Here is a 21,725-nt window from a genome sequence, read left to right as displayed (position 1 = left end):
AAACGCAAACACCCATGAAAATCATCAAAAACAGAAACGAAAAAAAGCATCATCAAAAACCGAAAAAGACCGGCCTATGAGAAATTGGCGTTAAGAAATTTGAATTAATTATTCTTTGTTAAAGCAGTACTGATTTTCTCAATACAAAAATCTACCTCCTCTTCAGTGGTATACTTTCCCAAACTAAATCGCGCTGAAGCATAAGCAGCAGCGTCATCCAAACCCATGGCTTTTAACACATGCGAAGGTTCCGGCAAAGCACTCGAGCAAGCCGACCCGGTTGAAAAAGCCAAATCAGGCAATTTAGTAATGAGTTGAGCTGCTTTAATTCCGCTAAAGCAAAGATTGCTTACATTAGGCAAGCGGTGCTTTTGACTCCCATTCACAAATACATTACCCAGCTCAAGTAAACTTTGCTCCAATTTGGTACGCAATCTCGAGAGGAGAATAGCGTCATCCCATTGCTCCTCTTCGGCCAAAGCACAAGCAGCACCAAGCCCCACAATCCCGGGGACATTTAAGGTGCCCGAACGCAATCCGTTTTCATGCCCACCCCCAAGTTGTTGGGCGAGCAAGGTTACCCGCGGATTTTTACGGCGCACAAACAAAGCACCCACACCTTTGGGTCCGTAAAACTTATGCGCGCTTAAGGGCATTAAATCAATACCCAATTCCTGCACATCCACTCGTATTTTTCCAATGGCTTGAGTAGCATCGCTCAAGAGGAGTGCATTTTTCGAATGTGTAATTTCAGCAACCTGCGCAATGTCTTGAATTACTCCCGATTCGTTATTGGCGAGCATCATACACACCAATATGGTGTTATCCTTAAATGCGTTTTTTAATTCGTGCAAATCAATTCTTCCTTCACGGTCTACGTTTAAATAACTTAGTTCAGCTCCTTGTTTTGCAAGGCCTTCACAGCAATCAATCACGGCTTTGTGTTCGCTTCGAACAAGAATAATATGGTTCCCTTTTTTTTGATAGGCACTATAAGCGCCTTTTAGTGCAAGATTTATCGATTCGGTTGCCCCGGAAGTGAAAATTAGTTCGGAAGTATCACAATTTATGAGCCGAGCAACTTCTGATCTTGCTTCTTTTACTGCCTCTTCAGCCAACCAACCATAAGCATGTAACTTGCTGCTGGCATTGCCAAAATGTTCGGTAAAAAAGGGAAGCATTTTTTCCAGCACACGCGGATCCACTGGGCTTGTAGCATTGTAATCGAAGTAAATCGGAGTTCTCATAACCACACAAAGTTAGGGCAAATAATGCGCTAAACGCTGTTATTTTGAGGAGAAGGATAATATTTTTTTGATGTACAAAGTATTTTTTTACATTTGCAGCCCTAAATTAATGCTGGTACCTTAGCTCAGTTGGTAGAGCAAAGGACTGAAAATCCTTGTGTCCCTGGTTCGATTCCTGGAGGTACCACTCTAAGGGAAAGGTTGTTAGAAAACAAACCTTTCCCTTTTTTATTGTCTTTAAAGTCCTTTATATTACTGCAAAGCATGGCGACAACCCAATTCACTTTTGTGGTTCGATACTTTTGATTTTCAAAAATCAGCTTTTCGGGAAATATCGAACCAATAATACTCTGTTTTTTGGAAGTATCTCCTGAAACGTAGTATTGATGGAGGTTTACGAGTATCTCTAAGCATTGTTGAACCTTTACTGACTGATTTTCGCTTCCTACCCTTAGATTTGCTTCTTCTCTTGTTAAAGAATCAATCTTTTCTTCAATCTCCAGTTTCATGTTCTTGTAATCGGTGGCAGAAAATTCACCATCTAACATTAACTCCTTCGCATTTTGTATTCTTACTTTCTGTTTCGCAATTTCTTTTCCTACTCTTTCCAATTCAGCCTTGCCATCATTATTCTTTTTCTGCAATCTATCTTTTAAAACAGCTCCTTGTAATTTAATAGCAAGCTCATTCGATTTAAATTTAGAAAGTATGTTTTCAAATTCGTGATTAGCAATTTCAGCTACCTGCCTTTCTTTGCAGCCCTTGGAGCAATGGTAGTAGAAAAATTTATCTCCTTTGCGCCCGGTAGATGCGGAGCCTGTCAGCCTCTTTCCGCATTGTGGACATAAAAGAAAACCCCTCAAAGGCAATTCATCTCTTTGTGTTCTAAACTTATTGGGGATATTCTTTTTTCGCCCAGCGAGGATATCCTGAACGGTATAAAATGTTTGTTCATCAATTAAGGGCTTATGTTTTCCTTGCACCCATTCTTCCTTTTCATTTTCAAAGGCAGGAACTAAAACCTTCCCAATATATCCCTTATTGCGAAGCATCATCCAAAAGGAATTTCGATTTGCTTTAAAACCTTCTTTATTTAGCTTCCCACGTAGCTGTTCAATGTTATATAAACCTGTAGCAAATTCGGCAAAGGCTTTCTTTACCAATTCTTCTTTTTGACCACCTTCAGGAACAATTATAGGTTTATTGTTTTCATCCCTTGCGTTCTTATAGCCCTTGATACATGTACCTAGCCAACGCCCTTCTTTTTTACCTCTTCTAATGCCATGAAACACATTTAGAGCTCGGCGATCGTTATCCACTTCGGGAGCAGCAAGATAAATTGAGAGCATAATTTTACTTTCAGGGATTTTAAAATCAAGTGGCTGTTCGATAGCCCTTGGCTCAACACCATGTTTTCTTAATTCCTTAATTTCAATAAAAGCTTCAGCAACATTGCGGGAGAACCTGTCCCATTTCAAAAAATAAATATAATCTACATAGCCCTTATTCATTTTAATAAACTTCATAACCTTAATCCACTCGGGGCGGTTAAATGTTTTAGCGCTTTCATCATCATGATAAAATCCAACAACATCTAGGTCATTGTTTTCGCAATACCGATAGAGTTTATCTTTCTGGTCAGCTGGGCTGTAGCCATTGTTTTGCTCATCTGTCGATACCCTTGTATAGATTATTGCTCTTTTTTTCATGAGTAATTGTTTTTGAGGTTTTGTTTAGTGCTAGCTTCTCTTTGCTCCACAATCTCAATGGCATTATCAGCTGTAAGGTAAAGCCAATCTCGAACAGCTGTTAACTCTTCATCGGTGATTGATATATTGTATTCTTCAATTATTTTTCTGCATTCATTTAATGAGAGCATGTTATCCAATAAACATGCTTGTCCTTTTGATTAAATCAATAAGTTAGCTTTACTATTATTTGTCCGGCACTGGCGGAACTTTTAACCCTTCTTTTTTTAAGTGCATTAGCAGGGATTGTTTTCACAGTTTTGTTTTTACAGTTTTAGTAGCGTAAGTAATGGTTCCTTCCTGTGTAACCAATTCAATTTTTTCATAAGATCTCTTAGCAAGAATTTCAGATATTCTAGCTGTATTAGGAATTTTAATCTTTCGTGTTTCATCAATCCTAATAGGTTCGTTGTTCCTTAGATGAATAGTAATAGACTCAAAATCTCCCTTCCTAATATGCTTTAGAATTTCCATCTCTTTTGGACTTAATAGCACATATTTTGCTACATATTCTAATTTGCTTTTATCCTCAATGAAATTCATAATTAAATTCATAAGTGGAATTCGCAAGTGAGAATTGTTTTTTAGATAAGTAATTACTTGCTCCGAATTTTTGGAGGCATCCTCATGAACATACACTGCACCTCCCTCATTAAAAAAGACCCAATCAATATTTTCTTTTTTTCCTAGAAGAATCAATATAGTATTATCAAGGAGCGAACGTTTAACCGTTTTGTATTTTTGCCAAGAGCTAGGACTATTAAGAAATGCACTAACCGGAATATCCTTATTTGATGTTGCTTTTATCATCCCCCTTAAAAACTCAATTAGGGCTTCGTCTGTATGTAACTTTAAAGATTCAGCAAGCGATTCTTTTTTTAGTAAAATCTCCTTAGCCTTTTTAATATATTCTATTGGATAGCCAAATTCTCTTAATTCAACAATGATTTTTAGCCAGATGTATTCTGTAAAATTGAGTTTGTGATTCTCATCCACCGCTCTGTTTTCTTCGCGCAGAATCCCCATTAAAGACCAATACTTGAGAACTCTTGAGCTAATACCCAAGTCTTTTAATGTAAAGGCTTTTGTGAAAATCTCCTTGTTCAAATCGTAAAGATTGTTGGAGAGTTTTATATCATTGACATTGAATTTTGATTCATTCATTTCTAACTGTATTAGAGTAATAAAATATAGGCAAATATATGACATAATTGTAATATGTTTATATTTGTTTGAAATTAATTAATAAAATTTAAAATGGACATTAAAGAATTATGCTTCAAACTACGCATGGAAGGTAAAAGTTTTAAGCAAATAGCAACCCAACTTGGCATTGGAAAAACCACAGTTTATAACCATGTTAAGGAGATGATGCTGAAAAAGGGCATGAGTTTCTCTGACCCCGTTCCGAACGGTTCCGAACTGGGTTCCACAGGGCGTTCGGAACGAAATCCGAACGCGCCAATTGAAGGCCAAAGCATGAGTGAACCCCAGCAAAAGAAGCAGGAAATAGAACAGGTGATTAAGCCCAAAGCAAGTAAAGTATTTACCGGAGATGAATTGGTAAAAAAGAAATTTCAATGCCTTGAATTTGAGGGTAAATTCCTTGAGCTTATCGGCAAGCCTGAAAAGTTCTTTTCTGCGGTAATTTGGGGATTACCCAAAGGAGGAAAAAGCAATTTAGCAATTCGTTTGGCTGATTACTTAGAAGAATATTTTGGCAGAGTCATTTACATTGCTGCGGAAGAAGGCGAGAGTGTGACCCTTCAACAAAAAATAAAAGATATTGGTGGAAGTAAAATGAAAATACTTGAAACAAGAGATAAGGATGAAATTAAGAGCTTTCTATCGAAGAGCACATTAGATTTTGTATTTATTGATAGTATTAATGTTGCCGGAATTGAGAGCGAGTTTTTAGAACTATTAAAAAATGAAAATCCGAGCAAATCTTTTGTGGCCATAACACAAGCAACAAAATCGGGTAATTTTAAGGGCGACCAGTCTTTAACGCACAACTGCGATTTCATAATAAAGGTGGTAGATGGAATTGCGTATCAAGAAGGTCGATTTAGCCCGGCTTCCGAAGTCAATATTTTTGAAAAACCGCTTTATGAGAAGAATAAGAAAAAAATCGAGGAATTCAGGGAAATAGATCGATTTAAAAAAAAGGAGGTTCCAAAGCAAATCCGATTGAAACCGTTTGCAGAAGCTTTTCCAGAAAAGGAGCAAAATGATTTTTCAAAAATTAATAGAATCATAGAAAATAAATCCAATAAAGAATTTAATTATAAAGGCCTTTTAATAGGGACAGGAATATTTGTTGCAGGCACTTTGATTTATCAGGTTTTTAAATCTAATGAATAATTCAAGATTCCGGAAATCCAAAGTGGAACCAATCGGGATTTTATTCTTTAATTGGGCAAAAGATTTTGAACCTGATTTTGCAAAGTGGTAGAATAAATTGGAAGGACTGCATGCTAAAATAAACTTACAATTAAGTGCAATTTAATATTGCAAATCAAAAATAAATGACTTAATTCGTACTACCAACTTTGAAATAGTAGCGATAAAAGCTTTTTTGCATATCTTTTTTTATTATGTCTTTGTTTAACGAATTAATTCGCTTTTGAAATTTTTCTCATCAATTTTAATTTGTAGTAAAATGGTAAAATCTTCTTTTGATGTTATTATAAAAAGGAGTTTTTTGCTTTTGTTTTTACTTTTCTCTTGCAGATTGCTTGCTCAGCCAACGCTAAGTTTGGATTGGGAGTATAAAGAACCAATTGCTCAAGGCTCCTTTGTTACTCACGACAATGCTGGAAATATTATAACTATAGGATTGGGTGGTACAAACATGTTTGGAACTTATGTCAGATTAATTGTAATTAAGCAAGATACTGCTGGAAACATAATTTGGAAAAAAGTGTTAGGAGATGTTGCCGGAGGACTTCTAAGAGCAAAAGATTATGTTATAGACTCTACAGACAATATCTATATAACCGGAAGGGCTCATTATAATGCACAGAACGCGGAAGGTTTCACTTTGAAGTACGATGCTGCGGGAAATCTCGTGTGGCGCAAATACTATGGATCTGCAATTGGTCTTGTTGGTGAATTTAACTCAATTACTCTTTATGATAATAAGTATGTATATGTAACGGGGGAAATGGATTCTATTAACGGGCAGGGAGCTCGTAAAGCAATATTGGCAAAGTACGATTCAATTGGTAATTTATTATGGAATAAAGCGGATAGTGTTGGCTACAATCAAGAAGGCAAAAGTGTAGAAGTAGATAAAGCCGGGAATGCCTATGTGATAGGCTACACAAGTTGCTGTTTGCCTGGAGGCAAAATGTTCGTAGAAAAATATGATTCTACTGGAAGTCAAAAATGGAAAACAGTTATTGTTGATACCGCTTATCAGTATGGTTTTGCAAATCGCTCTGCAATTGATGACTCTGCAAATATTTATTTAGCAGGACATATTCAAGGGCTGCACATTACTACTGGATTTGATGCAGGAGTTTCAAAGATTGATAGTAGTGGAAATATTCAATGGTTTTATCCATTTGTTTCAAGTTTGAGTAATCAAGTTACAGAATCACCAAAAGGAATATTGATTGATAAGCAAAACGGGGTTATTGTTTATGGAAATGCATCAGGTGGGTTTGTGCTGAAACTTAATACTCATGGTTTGCAAGAATGGAAAATTCTTGCAAATGGAATTGGCTTAAACAATAACTATGTTTTAGTTTCTGCTTCCCTTAATAGCCGCAGAGAAACTATAGTTGGTGGTTACGGCTTCTTACAAAATTCTCCAAGGAATTTCTTTGTTCATTCAATAGATAGCGCTGGAAATACAAAGGAAATATTAGGCTATTCTTACCAAAATAATTTCAACACATCTTCATTTGACTTATCCGAAGATTCATCTTTTTTCCTCTCAGGAGCTCTTTCAGATACGAATTTTGTTGTAGAAGACTCTTTATTTATTCTAAAACTAAAGAAGGATGAGGCAACTTATATTGTAAATAACAGAAGCGATTTAAAAATCGCAATTTATCCGAATCCATTTAAAAACCAATTAAATTTAAATTTAGCATCATCTAATTGGCAACAACCTTTAGTTGTTAATTTGTTTAATTCTGTTGGAATAAAACAATGTTCAGTACCAATTCCTCCTTTAAAATCTAACTTTTCTTTAAATCTTGAATCAATTCCGAAAGGAGTTTATTTTGCGGAAGTGACTTCAAACAATCAAGTTATTACAAGAACAAAAATTATTAAAATGTAACTAACCACAAACCAAAGCCATGAGAAAAATGAAATTTGTTTATTTGATTTTAATGTTATTGAGCTTAAACCTTCAAGCGCAAGTGCCAGGAGAACAGAGAGGGCTCTATGTAAATCGTTTCGTATCACTCATCGCTTCAGGTACTAATGAGGATGATATTGATGTTTCGACCAGTATTCTCACAAATAGTTTTGCAGAAACTCAGCTTCTCCAATACTGTATGGAAAACCATATCACTTACATTTCCCTCTATGGCCTTAGAAATATTTTTTATGGTTCTCCAACTCAAGTGAATTCAAAAATTCTGGAATTGCAACGATTTATTTGTATGGCCAAAACTGACTACTGTATTGAACATGTGGGAAGTGCCGGAGCTTTTGAAAAGCTAGATGTAGACCCACAAAATCCTAACGATCCATATATTGGTAACAACCTTAGACCAAGTAACCCCTTTATTTTTGACTCCTTGGTTCATGGTACAAGTTATTATGACGATTTAAGTTTTATAGAAGAAAGCATTCAGAGTGATGACGAACGATATGAGGTTGCCGAAAATTGTAAACTTGCTCTGCGCCTGATTAACATGGGAAATCGCCAGTACTTTAGTGGCTTGAGTTCTGCTCCTTGCAATAGAATAGATATACTTACCACCGAATGGGAATTTTGGAATGGAAAATTGTTTGATGATCAAGTGCGAAATCCAGAAAGAGATAATGATGATTATAATGACTTGATTTTTTTAATGGATAAAATAAGGGATAATCACAGTTATGAATATTTCGTGGAAGGCTATCTAAGCAAATTGGAAGCATCAAATACAATTGATATCGGATTAAATTTATATCCTGATCCTTGCTCAATTGCAAGTTACATTGATGGAAGTTATACAACCAGTGGTGTTACAAGAAGGATATTAGATAGAATATTGGCAGATAATTATAGTCGTACATCATCCAACAACCCTGCGTATAATCCGGCAGGTAACAATAATGTATATAACCAAACAAGCAGAACGAGTAAATACCTAGACCGTTTTCTTAGATTTTCTGAATCGATAGATGGATCAAACGCAGCACCAGCACCGACAGGAGGTGGTGCTTCAGCGAATGCTTGTTTAGGTCCTTTGGGGACAAATAATGCAACTGACTACCATCCTATTTTTGCTGCAAATAGTGTCAAGCTTGGAGCTGCAAGCAGTTCAAACTTTTTGGGTGATTATCTTAAATCCGCAAGCAATATAAACATCTTTACTGTTGAACGAGATTATTACGATGTTTATTTATCTGATGCTGTTCACAATGTGCATGGACAACCCCAAAGTAATAGGGTTAATCCCGGTGCATGCCAGTGGTATGCTCAAAACTATATGGTTAAGCCCTTAGATCATCCTATTACGTTTCTGGCATATACCGATCCTTGTCCTTCCAGTGGCTCAACTAATTTAAGGTTGGTTTATCAAGGTCCTATTGAGGATAATATCCAATATGAATATGTTGTATTAAATTCTCTTAATCAACCACAAACAGTATCTCCCGGAGTTGCAGCCAGTGGAAGTAATCCGTTATATTCTTCAGTTGGAGGAGGCCTGCAGCCTGTTCATTATAATCTTTCAAATGATACTTATAAGATTTCACTTATACTTACCTATAAGACAGGTTGTCATTACACCTATGAACAAAAAATAGTTGTGAGCGACCATTTTTCAATCCAAGCTTTAAATTCTAATCCTTTGTCGCCTGGTTCAGTTTGTGAAGGCAGTCCGGTATTTTTACAAGCCAACTGGTATTTACCCACACCATCTTCGTCACCTTATAATTTTCAATGGTATCTTAACGGATCAGCAATTCAAGGTGCACGAGATTTTAACTTTACAGCGACACAAACTGGAATCTATTTTTGCACTTTTAATAATGGCACTTGCAGTGAAACCAGTAACTCAATTTCGGTGACGATTAATGCCAATCCATTTACTTACATAAATGTAAATTGTGGAGGAGCTTCCATTTGCTCAGATGGAGTAACTTTAACTGCAATTCCTTATATTTCGACATCTAATTATCAATGGTCAAACGGTGCATTTGGGCAATCCACTGAAATATGTTCAGAAGGAACTATTAGCTTAACGGTTATTGGACTAAATGGCTGTGTAAGCAATTTTTCCAAGAATATTTCGGACTTCATGTTTAATACAACTTACGGAGGAAACACACCAAATATTGTTCAGACATCCCCAACAGGTAATCCCTGCCCTGGGAAAACTGTGCACTTGTCAGTTACCACTAGTAATTCTCTGAGTCAGAATGTTATTTGGAGTACGGGCGAAACAACAAACGGTATAGATGTAAATAATGGAGGTGTATACACTGCTATTTTGATCGATGAAAATGGCTGTGAAGCAATAGATAGCTATCAAGTTAATTATAATAATAGCAATCTATTTAATATAACTAGTGCAGACCCCCTCGCTAATTGCACTCCAGCCTCAACAATACATTTGGAAGCACCACAAACTGGCTTTCAGAATTACCAGTGGTTTGCCAACGGAACAGCGGTAAGTGGAGTTACTTCGTATAATTATTCACCAAGTCCTACCACAACAACGGTTTATTCTGTTACTGCAACCGGAACTGGAACTTCAAGTACTTGTAATTACACTGCAACTGTAACTGCTATTATTACTACTGAGCTTGAGTGCTTAACTATAAAACAAGCAGCAGTGCCAACTGTAACCTATGCAGGATATCCTGTGAAATTTACAGTTGAGGTTTGTAATAATTCCGCCTTTTCTCATACTGTCGTAATAACTGATGGTATACCTCCATCATCCAGTTTTCATGTGATTAATAATCCATTAGCCACTCCACTAACTGTTACTTTACCACCCGGCCCTTATTGTGAGACATTTGTAATAGAAGGTTATTTTACACTAGTAAATAATTTTTGTCCTTCTACACCTCCTGCAAGTCATACGAATTATGTTTCAATGCAAGAAGGGGCAAATACCCCAATTGATGCAGGAGAAGAATGCATTCGTGTTTTAGCTACTTGCCCCTTAATAACCTACGCTAATGGAGATTGCGCTGAAGAGAGCATTGTTGATGTTTGCTTGGGTGTGCATAAAACCATAGCGAATGTTCAATTCATAGATCTTTCGTTGGTGTATCCGGCCTTTTTAGAACCACCGTTAGCAGGGGCTCTTACGTCAACTAACTTTTCATGGAGCGCAGGTACCATTGATACAGGATCTACTATTGGCACACCAATGACTAGTACTTCTATTGGGGGAGTAAGTTATATGGAAGTTCCAATACGGGTTGCATTTTCTCCTGGGGTTACTACCACTTACCCAAACGGACCCAATGAATTCTTTTGTTTGAAATTTAAGAATAATGGAGCCCCCGGTGGAATGAATCAGTTTAAACTTTTTGACTCAGACTATAACACGGCTATTACTACGTCTGGAGACACATTTCAGTTTTACACACAGGCTTCATCAGTTTACCTGCACAATTGCACTGATATTCCCAGTACATTTGATGCATCGTTTAGGATAACGAGAACAGGTTGTTCAAAACCCGGTGAAATTACTGTTACCGCTGATGAAGACTCAGCTAATGTTATTCATATCTGGGATTTTGGCGATGTGAGAAGAACTCCGGAAAGGGGCGCACCAGCAACTTTTACATGGGATTATTTTGCTGACTATACGGATAATACTAGTTCAACGGAAAGCAGGGCAAACGGTAATTATACTTTTACTATAACTCATACTATAATTAGAGGCAATATTTCTTATGTAGATACTCAAATAGTAGCTATCACAGGTAAATTGGATGGTAGTGTAACTCCAACGGATAATGTTTGCTTGAGTCCAAACTTTGGAACTGCAACAGTAAGCCCAATTTATGGTACAGCTCCCTATACTTATTCGTGGAGCACAGGTGCAAATACTGCAACTGTAAATGGTCTTACAGCAGGCAATCATACAGTTACAATAACTGATGACAGCCTTTGTACTAAAGTGATTAACATAACAGTAGCAACACCTGATTCAAGTTCGGGGCCAAGCTGCGTTACTGTTACACCTGTAAATACAAGCTGTATCACAGCAACTAAACTCACTTGGACAGCGGCAATCAGTTGTTTGAAAGGATATGATGTTACTGTGTGGAGCGGAAGCGGCACACCTAATTACCTTGTTTACCATGAGGATGTTGGTACTGATACGGCTTATTCGTTGCTACCTTTACTGCCTGCAACAACTTATTATTACAAAGTAGTTCCGTATGATTTTAGAGATTCATTGACACTTGGCTGCTCCACAGGATCCTTTACTTCGGGCACTTCGCAGGCAGTTTCACCAACCCTTAGTTCCACAATTACACTTGGTGCAGAAAGCGCGAGCGTTCCTGCTTTACCTTGCGGCATGCTTGTTGAAAATTATGATCAACAAGGTGCGAGCAGTTGGTACACAAGCACAACAGCCCCAAGAACAGGTAGCAATCACATGAGAATTGATAAAAATCCGGATAATGTTACAGCGCTTTCGGATTGGTTTTTCTCCCCACCCATAAATGTAACTAAGGGTCACGCTTATCGTGTTAGCTGGTACGATAGAATTGCAAGTGGCACAAGCGCTGAAACATATAAAGTTTATATAGGTACAAGTGCCGATGCTTCTACACTTTTGGGAGATGGACCTCTTTTTAATGGAATTAGCAGCAACACAACGTACCACAAGGATTCCGCAATTGATTATCTCGCAACTAGTTCAGGACAGATTTATTTTGGCTTTTATGCTACCAGCCTTGCAAATCAAGGAAGCATTTATATTGATGATATACAAATAAAAGAAATACAAGTGACAAGGGTTGATACTACCTATTGCAATACCACCTTAAGCTCAACTAATTTAATTTATGCTTACAGTGTTTCAGGTGTCAGTAATTATAAATATAAGTTTGTCGGTACAGGTGGGCAGTCGGGTTATAATTTTGAACATGGAACTTCTAACTCAAACACCAGTTTTTATCCAATAACACAGGCTCCCGGGGTTATTTATGGTTATACTTACAATGTTTCTGTTTCATATAAAAAGAATAATATCTGGAGTCCATATGGTGCTTCTTGTCCAGTAACACTTTCTGCTTTTCCGCAAAACAAATTAGTTGATAATCCCTCAACACCTGGATTATGCGATTATATTGTAACAGACCAGCATGAGTTAATTAATGTTACTCCCATTACAGGAGCTTCCAAGTATCAGTATAAAATTGTGGAGAACGACACCACTAATTCTTATGTGTATGATACTACTAGCACTACCTTTAATTCTGTTGATGAGTTGCGTCTTGATATGGCTGCAATAACTCCTAAGGTAAGGTATGGATATTATTACAACGTAAAAGTACGCGCACTTGTTGGCAGTACTAATTCAACATACGGCAGCAGACCGGGTGAATGGGGAACATTTGGCCCAACATGCGTGGTGAATGTTTCAGGACTCCCAACTACTTCTTTAACAACCACTTATTGCAATACAAATCAGACAACTTTAAACGATATATTTTATGTGACGCCAATTAGTTCGGCATCGCAATATCGCTATCACATTACGGCAAGCGGATACGACAATACTATAGAAACCTCTAATTCAAACAGCTTTTTCAGATTTACTTCTATTAATCCTGCAGTTTCTCCCGGAGGTGTAAAATATGGCACAACCTATTCAATTGAAGCTGCTGCTGCTGTTGGAGGTGCGTGGCTGCCTTATGGAAGCACTTGCACCCTTACCACACCAACCGCACCCCTAACTAAATTGCAGACTTCACAATGCAATACTTCAATCAGCTCAGGATCAACTTTTTTATATTGGGATGCAATTTATGGTGCTTCAAATTATCAGTATAAAGTTTCAGGAACTTTCAGTAACGGCTATCGCACACGCGAGATATACAGGAATAGCTCTAACAACTTCTTCATACTTTCATGGGCAAATCAAACGGGCAGTTCAATTTTGGCTAACCAAACTTACTATGTGCAGGTTAAATATTATGCAGGACAATGGGAAGCCTATGGCGATTCATGTAGCATCACAACCAATTCCAACTACTCAAGGTATATTGATTCACTTGAAGCTGAAAGTCCAAGCCTTGCGATGTTATCTATGAATGTTTACCCGAATCCTAATCCCTACCATAGTGAATTTTCAGTTGAACTTAACGGTATAAAAGAAAAAAATCAAAAAGTAGATTTATTCATTTTTAATTCAGAAGGAGCCAGTGTATATCGTGCTGCAATTGTTTCGAAAGAAGAAAACAGGATCGTCATCAAACCTCAAGTTGATTTAGCACCCGGAGTTTATATTGTTTTAAGCGATGTAAATGGTGTGCGGCTTCAGAAGAAGTTTGTGGTGGAGTGATCTGATAATTTAAAATAACTAGTCATTGCAACACAATGACTAGTTATTTAGGAATCTGATTTAATTAGGTGGGTAGTGTTCTTTATTTGAATTCTACAATTTAAATAAAGCTAAGATGTTTTTTGGAGAAGAATTTATTGAACACTTTCCTTATCAACTACTTTTTGATCGATTAATTTACCAAGATTTTCTTTGCATTTTGTAAATGGGGGTCTTTAATAATTATAGCTAACTATGGAATTTTTAGCCCCTTCCCTGTGCTTTTAAACCGGAACAAAAAAATCCAAGACAAACTCAGAGGCTCGCAGTTCAATTCCGCGAAGTCTAAGTTTATTTAGGATTCCAAGTGCAAATTTAATTTAAAATTCTTAAAACTTAAATGGGCTCATATTACTCAACTAAATCACGAATGTTATGTAAAATTTCAAATAATAAATACCTTTACATTGGTTCGATGTACATCATTCGGTGTGCACCGGTCCTGAAAGGGTAAATTACTTCCATAATTTACCCTTCATTTTTTAGGTCGCTCTAACAACACAAATTTTATAATTCTTGACTTTATAGTAAACATATAAACCGGCAATTGCAGGGTATAAATTTTCTACACCAGCCGCTTCACTTGCACTTAAAACCCTTTATACCGTTTCAAAACTATCAAAATATTATCTAAATTATATTGAAGATATATTCAAACCATATAAAAATTGGCTTCATTTGCATCCGATAATCATCTAATAACAATTGAAAAGGTATTAAAATGGTATAAAAATGTACAACAACCATTAATTTAATCAATTTAGTGAATTCATTATAGGATGTCAATCTCAATCATTAGCATCAAAGGTTGCTATTAATGGAATTGTATTGTGTCCTGATACATCCTTTAAATTAGAAGGAATAATCACGCAGCATATTGCTAAAGAATTTCTAATTCCTTTGAATGAAAGCTATAAGACCAATTAGAATTATTTCAGCATTGTTTTGTAGAAATATTTTGTTTATTTGTGATATAGCTTCTGACTTAACTAAGCATTGCGAAGTTGTATTAATTACTTTGTAACTCTTCAAAAATATCACGTTATGGATTCTATTCCAACATTAGATAGTAAACACGATTTATCATACATAGGAGACAGATCTGAAGTGGAAAAATTTTATACAAAATGGTACGCAGTAAAAGATTCAGACCCTAATGAAGATGCAAAATTGAAAAGAAAAAGAGGATATAAATTGGAAAAGATTATCTACTCGATTTTATATAATGAAACGCTTTCCCCGGGCAGTGGGTTTAAAAAAACAGGAGAGCAAATAGATGGGAGTTTTACATACAATAATTTGCCCTTTTTACTAGAAGCCAAATGGCATATTGATCCTACGGAAGCATCAAAATTATATGACTTTAAAGGGAAGGTTGATGGTAAATTTCATTTAACATCAGGTGTTTTTATTTCAATGAGTGGCTTCTCTGAAGATGCTCCTGTTGCATTAAGTACTGGAAAAATCATTAATGTGATTCTTTTTGATGGAGAAGAAATGGAATTAATTATTAGCAATAAAACGACTTTAAAAGCCTCCCTTGAGTACAAAATAAAAATGGCTTCGAAAACGGGGAAAACCCATTCTAAAATTATTAGTGAAACAGAAATTGATTAGAGATGAAAGCATTTAATGAAAATCTGAAAACAGCATTTTACTCATAAAAAATGGAAGAAAAAAAGATATTGATTGTCAATCCCAATCAACAGTTGGTTAAGCCGTTTATTAACTCTACTCTCAGGAAACCTGGCTTTCCTACAAATCTCAAGTTTATACAACTCAATTTTGAACACCCAGAAGATGCAGAAATAAAAAACATCTATCGCATTTTATTGCAACTTAAGACATTGAAAACTTATATAAGCATCATTGTATTATACCCAAAGAACAATCCTAAGTTTAAGTATTCTAATGAAGAATTTACGGCCTTAAACGATTTACTTATTTCAGCGGGCCTTAAAAATGGTATTGTAATATGTACCTTAGGAACGGATGGTAAATTAGATGAGCATATGACCCCAAATCTTAAAAGTTATTTAACTCATATTTCAAAAAATTAATTTTTAAAACTCGATTGCTCATTTACGCTTTTAGATATAAATCCTTTTCAAACACAATAGTATTTCAAAACAACGGATAAGACAATAAAATAGCATGGAAACAAACACGGTACTTGATTCGTTCAAAGAATATCTTAATGATCGCCTGAAAAGTCCCTACTATGCGTCTGCATTAGCTGTATGGGTTATTACAAATAGGGTGTTTGTGTTTGGGGTTTTCAATTTTTCAGAGGATATAAGTCTGCAAATTAGAATCCTGTGGGCCCGCCAGCAATTTATTGATACCCACCCATGGGGAATTGGATGGATTGATAGTTTCTCTGAGAACCTCTTTTTCTGCCTTATTGCTGGTTTTCTTACAATGATGTTTCTGAACCTGTTGACAACAGCTGGGAAATACTTTTATCACCATGTAAATAATGTATCTGTCAAATTATTGTATAGCCTAAAGCCAAGCGATTGGGTGTCCGCCAAGAGTCATGAAACTTTGATGGATGAAAGAGACAGATTACGTTCTGATATAAGAAGTTATCAAGACCAAAGTGAAGAGATAAGAACTCTTAAATCCAATAAGGGACTTGCTGAAGAAGAGGCTTTTGATAGACAATTAAAATTTGAAGAAAATATTCGAGCTTATGATGAATTGAAAGATAGATTCGATCTTCTAAATAATGAGCACGAAAAACTAAAGAAAACAAGCATCATCAATATCAATAATAATGGTCTTAAACATGATGAGATAGACCGATTCTCTTTGCTCGAAAAAAAATTGAACGCTATTGATGAAAACGAACATGTTGTTCAATTGAGTCAAGATATCTTCTCAAAAATACTTAGTTCATGGGTGGCCGAATTACTTAAAAAAATTATTCCAGAAGTTCAGAAATTCAATAAGTTCTTTACCGGTTCAAAACACAATGTTGCCATTATAAATGTTGGTCAATCAATTGATTTTGTTGACGAACCGGCAACAAAAATTATTAACAGACTCATTGACGAGTTTGAAAGGGGAAAAGCCTATCTCAATAATTCTGATGCAATCATCAAGTTTGATGCAAGATACGGGACTTTAAAAAGAGGGGGCTTAAAAACATTTGGTTGCAACTATGGAATTGAATTAAAATTTACACAGTATAAATACGAGGTTTATGTTGATGATTTTGTTCAGGATACTGATAGTCGAACAAGGAGGGTACTATTTGAACGATTGTTAACTAAGCCAATCACAGAGGAGGAGATTGCCCAAATAACATCAGAATTCTCTTTAAGCATATTAGAGCACGTTGAATATTACTCAACAAAGAATGGGCTTATATGATCACAATCGATACGCTCAAAAGGTTTAATTTGGAGTTTTAATTTTCAAGTGTTTCTGGAACGCTTCTTTGTGTTGAACAAATTGACTTCTCGGACTAATTTACAAACATACCAGAATCTAGGCACAATACTCTATTTTAAGATAGAGTAGTAACTACCCTCTACTCAAAAACCTTTGTTGTCTTTCCAAGTCCCCACTTTTTAGACTATATGCAATTTCCTCGTTAATATAATTTTTAATGGGTGAAAGATTAGCGCCTTGTATTGAGTTTTCAATAGTTGTAAGAATGCTTCTCCATTCTGCAGCATGAATATCCCCAATAATTACATTTCCAGAGTACAAGCCTCCACTTCCCCGCCATAAAATTTTTGAGAATAGTTCTTTATCTTGACTCAATGATAAAAAAAGTAATAGTATTTCATTAAATAACTCTTTCATTGAATGCCTTACAATGTTAATGAGAAGATTCATCCTATCGGAATCCTCGAAATTCTTTTTACAATAATCGATAAGGAATGCTCCTGCTCTCTCTCTTTCAGAATCTTTAAGGTCTCTAAAAAGAGCGTTGCAAAAGTTATCGGAAGAACTAAAAAATGGCTCTTTTTCAGCTACTAAATCAAAAGCTTTTCCTAAAGAGGTCTCAATATTATTAACCTGCCAAATAAAGCCAAGATTTTTATGATCCGATGAGACCCCAAACTGTTTTACTGAATATAAGTTGTAAACGTATTCAAAAATAAATGTAGGATCTTTTTTTAAAATATTAAGAAACCCAATTCCGTTAAAATCAAAATGATTTTGTATTCTGTCTTGCTGTAAATAGGCTTTTTTAATAAGATTAATATCATTGCCAAGATGGTTAAAATAATCACTGAAAAAATCCATCCATAGTTGCAACTTTATATCTTCATTTTCATTTCTGTCCACAATTATTGCAAGTAAAATTTGGAATATGTTAGGCTCTATTTTTAGAAATCTCTCCAGTCGATTGAAATGGATTCCGCTTCCTTCTTTTATTCTACTAATTGTATTTGCAAGCGCATCAGCAAAATTCTTGTTAATTAAAGAATCATCTAAGTGATCATAGAATGAGAGTTCCCAAAAACTTTTTTGGTTAAAATCCCGACTTTGAATTAACTCCCAAAGAACTTTAACTTTCAACTTTGAATTCAGGTGATTCTGGAATAAAATTCTAGGGACATAATTAGTTTTATTGTTTTTCTCAATAATTTTTTCTAGAAGCAGGCATCCTATTTCAAAGTTTTTCTCACAATTCTCATCAATAATATAATCAAGCGTTTTTATATTAATTCCACTCATTTTTCGACACGGATTTTAAATACGTAAAAGTCTCATAGAACCTGTCAATTTCATTAGGGGTATCAAACTGAAAGGATTTTCTGATTTCTTCTTCTTTTAATTTTTCATATTTCTCATAATCGTCAAACTCATAAACATCCTTATCTCTCAATCTGTCCCAGTCAATTTTCAGGAATATTTGATATGTCGGGTTTGTAAACTTCCGTTTTAAGGTTGCAAAAGATGGGTGTGAAACGGAATTTTTTTTACACCATCTAATTTGATCCTGAACATATCTACAATGTTCAAAGGAGATAGGAGTCAAATGACTTTCAATAATACTAACTATGAATTGAATGTCAAATTTCATTATTTCTTTTGAAACATCGGGGCTAACAGCTGCATAGCTCTCTAAGAGTTTAAAAGAACTTTCTGGAAAACTTTCAAAATTTGCTTCAAGAGCATCCCAAATATTTTTACGAAACTCTTGTATTTCGAAAATATTGGGGATTCGGTATTGATACATGTAAAAGGAGTGGTTTCTGCCTCCTTTAGTGTGGTGAAATCTAAACGAGAGAAATAACTTTGATAATTCGTAGAAGGAGATTGCAAGAATAGAATCTTTCTTGTTTAATCCATCAATTAAAAATTTAAATAAAATAGTTTGTCTATTAAATCCTTCTATTTCATCATCTCTATCGAAAGTTAACTCTTCTCGAATCTTGTGAATTAATTCAGGTAAAAACTCTGGCTTCTTTCTCGAAAAATCAAATGCTAGCTCAATAGCCTCATAAAGATTCATAGAGTGAGTGAAAAATTCACTTAGAAGCTCAATCACATCATTTTTCTTGTGCGAAAAATCATTTTGTCCACGGTCCACTTTAAGGTTTTCAATTGGAACAACAGGAAGTGATTTAATTAAATTGTATATGAATTCTATCGCTTCACCAGACAAGTAAAACCAAAAAGTAAAGAGAAATTTAAATGCTCTTGTTTCTTCAGTCTTAATTATTTTCCAATGCTTTTGCAAGGCAGGAAGTAGTTTATCCATCACTTTGCTAGGGCCAAATGTATTGTTGGCGGGAATTACACAGTCCTTAAAGCGATTATAATTACTATCAAAATATTTACTGAGCAAGGTTTCAAAAGAAAGTACACCATCTTGTATAAAAGCCTTGTAAAAAAAATATGTTGAAAGATTTTGTTCAGGAATTTTAACGTGTTCAAATTGAACTTCAACTAATTCTAGTTTATCTAGCCTATCAATTGCATCGATAAATGAAAAATAATTAATTCCAAAATTTTCAAGAATAGCTTCTGTAATTTCTCTGTTTTTATAAGGTATTGTATAAAAGAATGAGATTAAGCCAAGGCTTTGCATGTTTAGAGTAGTTGTAATGTCTCCTACATCTTTAACGAAGGTTGAAAAGTAGTTCTCAAATAAATCTGACACATCGCTTAAGGCGTAAATATTTTGTTTTGCTTTTGCAAGCAAAGCGGTCATTATTGCAATTCTCGGATTGCCATCTGCAATTCGAGTTATTTCTTTATGATAATCTGAATTAATTATTTCAAATGGTTTTGCCTTTATTATGTCAATAATTTGGTCATCCACAAATTTTGATAATTCAATGCGTTTTGGTGAAAATTGTTGACATAAAATGCCGATTTCTTGGTAGGCATAATCACGAATAGTGATTACGATTTTCAATCTCCCTTTTCTATAAGTACCGTAAAAGCCAATAATTTGACTAAAGGCATCAATTCTATTTGCATCATCAACGAATAGGACATAGTCCTTGTCAGAATCAAAGTATTGATATAAGTCTTCAAGTAATGTATGGTTCTTGTATGAAACACAATAGGCGACAAACGTTAGATTCTCTGATAGAAATTCATTTATTCCTTCTAAGGCAAATTTTGTTTTCCCTATTCCTGGACTTCCTGTTAGAATTATAAAATCATTATTTAAAACTGCTTTCTTAAATTCTTTTAATTCAAGCTCTCTGTGTAAAAAGGTATTATTCAGAGGAGTTGATATCCCGCCAGATGCTCTGTTATACTCTTCGATAAACTTTTGTATTGAAACAATTTGTCCAGTATCAATGGGTAAGCCCAAATATTCATTTACTAAATCTCTATGATTCAATTTAAGTTCAATTGCGAGTGAGTCAAGAGTATAAAGGGTAAGAAGAATTCGTGTGTTTGCTAAAAGAGTCTTTAGCGATTGAACTTCACTTGTTTTTAAATTGAAGTTTATACAGAGAATTAATTCTGCAATCTGGTTTACAGGTATTCCCGTTTTTGATGTATCAATGCACTTTAAAACATCACTTTTTAATTTATTTAATCCGGATGAAATATTTGTTGAATATTCAACAAATACGTATCTCCCATCAGGTAGGAGTAAAAATGTATCAGGGGTACCTTTAATTGTCTTTTGTTTTCCACTTTGGCTTCCTGATCTTGAAAAAGCAGAATAATTAGGATTCCTCAATATAAGGAAACTGTCGCATAACTCCTGAAAAGCAGACTGGCTAATGGAGATAAGCGCACTTTCTATTGCTTGCAACCTACCCATTAGTTAGAGCTTAGACCTTTAAGTTCAGTCCTTATTTTTTCCTGCAGGTCTTTGTAAGATTTGTAAATAAGAAACCGCTTCGATTTAATATCAACTGGCAATTCCAATTTTTCTGGCTCACTGGCAATAAGAATTATTGTCTTATCTAAGGCTTGAGCAATTCCTAACTCATATAGAACATTGGGATTACGGCCATTCAAGTTTGCAATTATAAGGGTTGACTTAACAATTAATTTCAACATTTGAGGGAAAATATCTGCCTTGTCAAAGTATGTGTCATCTCCTCTAGAGCACTTGTAACCTAAGTCTATACAAGTTTCTCTTATTACCTTGTAATCTTCATAATATTTGTCATGAAACGGTGTGAGAATAAAGATTGAGCGAGGTTCAACTATAAGGTCATTTTCTGTTACACCATTTGCTCTCAAAAAGTCAGAGTATTGTGTACGTTTGCTAACCAATATTGGAGATTGATTTTCTAAATATTCTTTTCTTAACAAAAGATGATTTACGTCTCTCCATCTTTCCTCACTCTGAATTAGTCTATCGTTGAGAGCATACATTTGCTTTTCAAATGAGCCTCTGACCTCCTCTAAAACTGCTTGGTGCTTTTTGTTGTCATAGTCTCTCTTTTTTAAGCCATGAATTAACAAGTAAGATATTAAACCTGCACCTAAACTAATACCAACTATAATCAAAATGCTCATTGTATCCATGC

The 21,725-nt window shown here is 35.2% G+C and carries 10 protein-coding genes, 1 tRNA gene and 3 pseudogenes; 7 read left to right on the top strand and 7 right to left on the bottom strand.

All coding sequences use genetic code 11. The features are described from left to right. Positions 1-104: 104 nt before the first annotated feature. On the bottom strand, positions 105-1,247 hold the full coding sequence (locus IPP32_02790; protein MBL0047009.1) for an aminotransferase class V-fold PLP-dependent enzyme: 1,143 nt from the start codon (positions 1,245-1,247) through the stop codon (positions 105-107). A 114-nt stretch (positions 1,248-1,361) separates the two neighbouring features. Between IPP32_02790 and IPP32_02785 the strand changes: the two genes are divergently transcribed. Continuing rightward, positions 1,362-1,434 (top strand) — tRNA-Phe (locus IPP32_02785). A 568-nt stretch (positions 1,435-2,002) separates the two neighbouring features. On the opposite strand, the pseudogene IPP32_02780 reads toward IPP32_02785, so the two are convergent. The 4 genes and pseudogenes from IPP32_02780 to IPP32_02765 all read right to left on the bottom strand — a co-directional run bounded on the left by IPP32_02780 (position 2,003) and on the right by IPP32_02765 (position 4,159). Then, positions 2,003-2,278: pseudogene (locus tag IPP32_02780) on the bottom strand (recombinase zinc beta ribbon domain-containing protein). A gap of 219 nt (positions 2,279-2,497) precedes the next feature. Further along, a pseudogene (locus IPP32_02775) lies at positions 2,498-2,956 on the bottom strand (recombinase family protein). Continuing rightward, positions 2,953-3,126, bottom strand: a complete 174-nt coding sequence (locus IPP32_02770; GenBank protein ID MBL0047008.1) for a hypothetical protein — start codon at positions 3,124-3,126, stop codon at positions 2,953-2,955. The pseudogene IPP32_02775 and the gene IPP32_02770 overlap by 4 nt, the downstream one beginning before the upstream one ends. A gap of 121 nt (positions 3,127-3,247) precedes the next feature. Continuing rightward, complete coding sequence (locus tag IPP32_02765; GenBank protein MBL0047007.1) at positions 3,248-4,159, bottom strand: hypothetical protein; 912 nt, start codon at positions 4,157-4,159, stop codon at positions 3,248-3,250. Positions 4,160-4,252: 93 nt separating this feature from the next. Between IPP32_02765 and IPP32_02760 the strand changes: the two genes are divergently transcribed. The 6 genes from IPP32_02760 to IPP32_02735 all read left to right on the top strand — a co-directional run bounded on the left by IPP32_02760 (position 4,253) and on the right by IPP32_02735 (position 17,127). Beyond that, complete coding sequence (locus IPP32_02760; protein ID MBL0047006.1) at positions 4,253-5,359, top strand: hypothetical protein; 1,107 nt, start codon at positions 4,253-4,255, stop codon at positions 5,357-5,359. Positions 5,360-5,657: 298 nt separating this feature from the next. Continuing rightward, the gene (locus IPP32_02755) at positions 5,658-7,289 is read left to right on the top strand and encodes a T9SS type A sorting domain-containing protein (protein ID MBL0047005.1); all 1,632 of its coding nucleotides are present in this window, start codon (positions 5,658-5,660) and stop codon (positions 7,287-7,289) included. Between the two features lie 19 nt (positions 7,290-7,308). Further along, positions 7,309-13,710, top strand: a complete 6,402-nt coding sequence (locus IPP32_02750; protein MBL0047004.1) for a hypothetical protein — start codon at positions 7,309-7,311, stop codon at positions 13,708-13,710. Positions 13,711-14,793: 1,083 nt separating this feature from the next. After that, positions 14,794-15,366, top strand: a complete 573-nt coding sequence (locus IPP32_02745) for a restriction endonuclease (protein ID MBL0047003.1) — start codon at positions 14,794-14,796, stop codon at positions 15,364-15,366. A 50-nt stretch (positions 15,367-15,416) separates the two neighbouring features. Continuing rightward, positions 15,417-15,809, top strand: a complete 393-nt coding sequence (locus IPP32_02740) for a hypothetical protein (protein MBL0047002.1) — start codon at positions 15,417-15,419, stop codon at positions 15,807-15,809. A 94-nt stretch (positions 15,810-15,903) separates the two neighbouring features. After that, entirely contained in the window at positions 15,904-17,127 is a 1,224-nt protein-coding gene (locus IPP32_02735; GenBank protein MBL0047001.1) for a hypothetical protein, read from the top strand. 153 nt (positions 17,128-17,280) lie between these two features. Here the strand turns inward: IPP32_02735 and IPP32_02730 are convergent. Together IPP32_02730 and IPP32_02725 are read right to left on the bottom strand one after the other, a co-directional pair. Beyond that, positions 17,281-21,007, bottom strand: a pseudogene (locus tag IPP32_02730) (ATP-binding protein). Then, entirely contained in the window at positions 21,007-21,723 is a 717-nt protein-coding gene (locus IPP32_02725) for a hypothetical protein (GenBank protein MBL0047000.1), read from the bottom strand. Before IPP32_02725 ends, IPP32_02730 begins: the two are co-directional and overlap by 1 nt. Positions 21,724-21,725 lie beyond the last annotated feature (2 nt).

Source organism: Bacteroidota bacterium (assembly GCA_016721765.1).
In the GTDB taxonomy this organism is placed as follows: Bacteria; Bacteroidota; Bacteroidia; order UBA4408; family UBA4408; genus UBA4408.
This window is presented reverse-complemented; position numbering and strand designations above follow the sequence as displayed.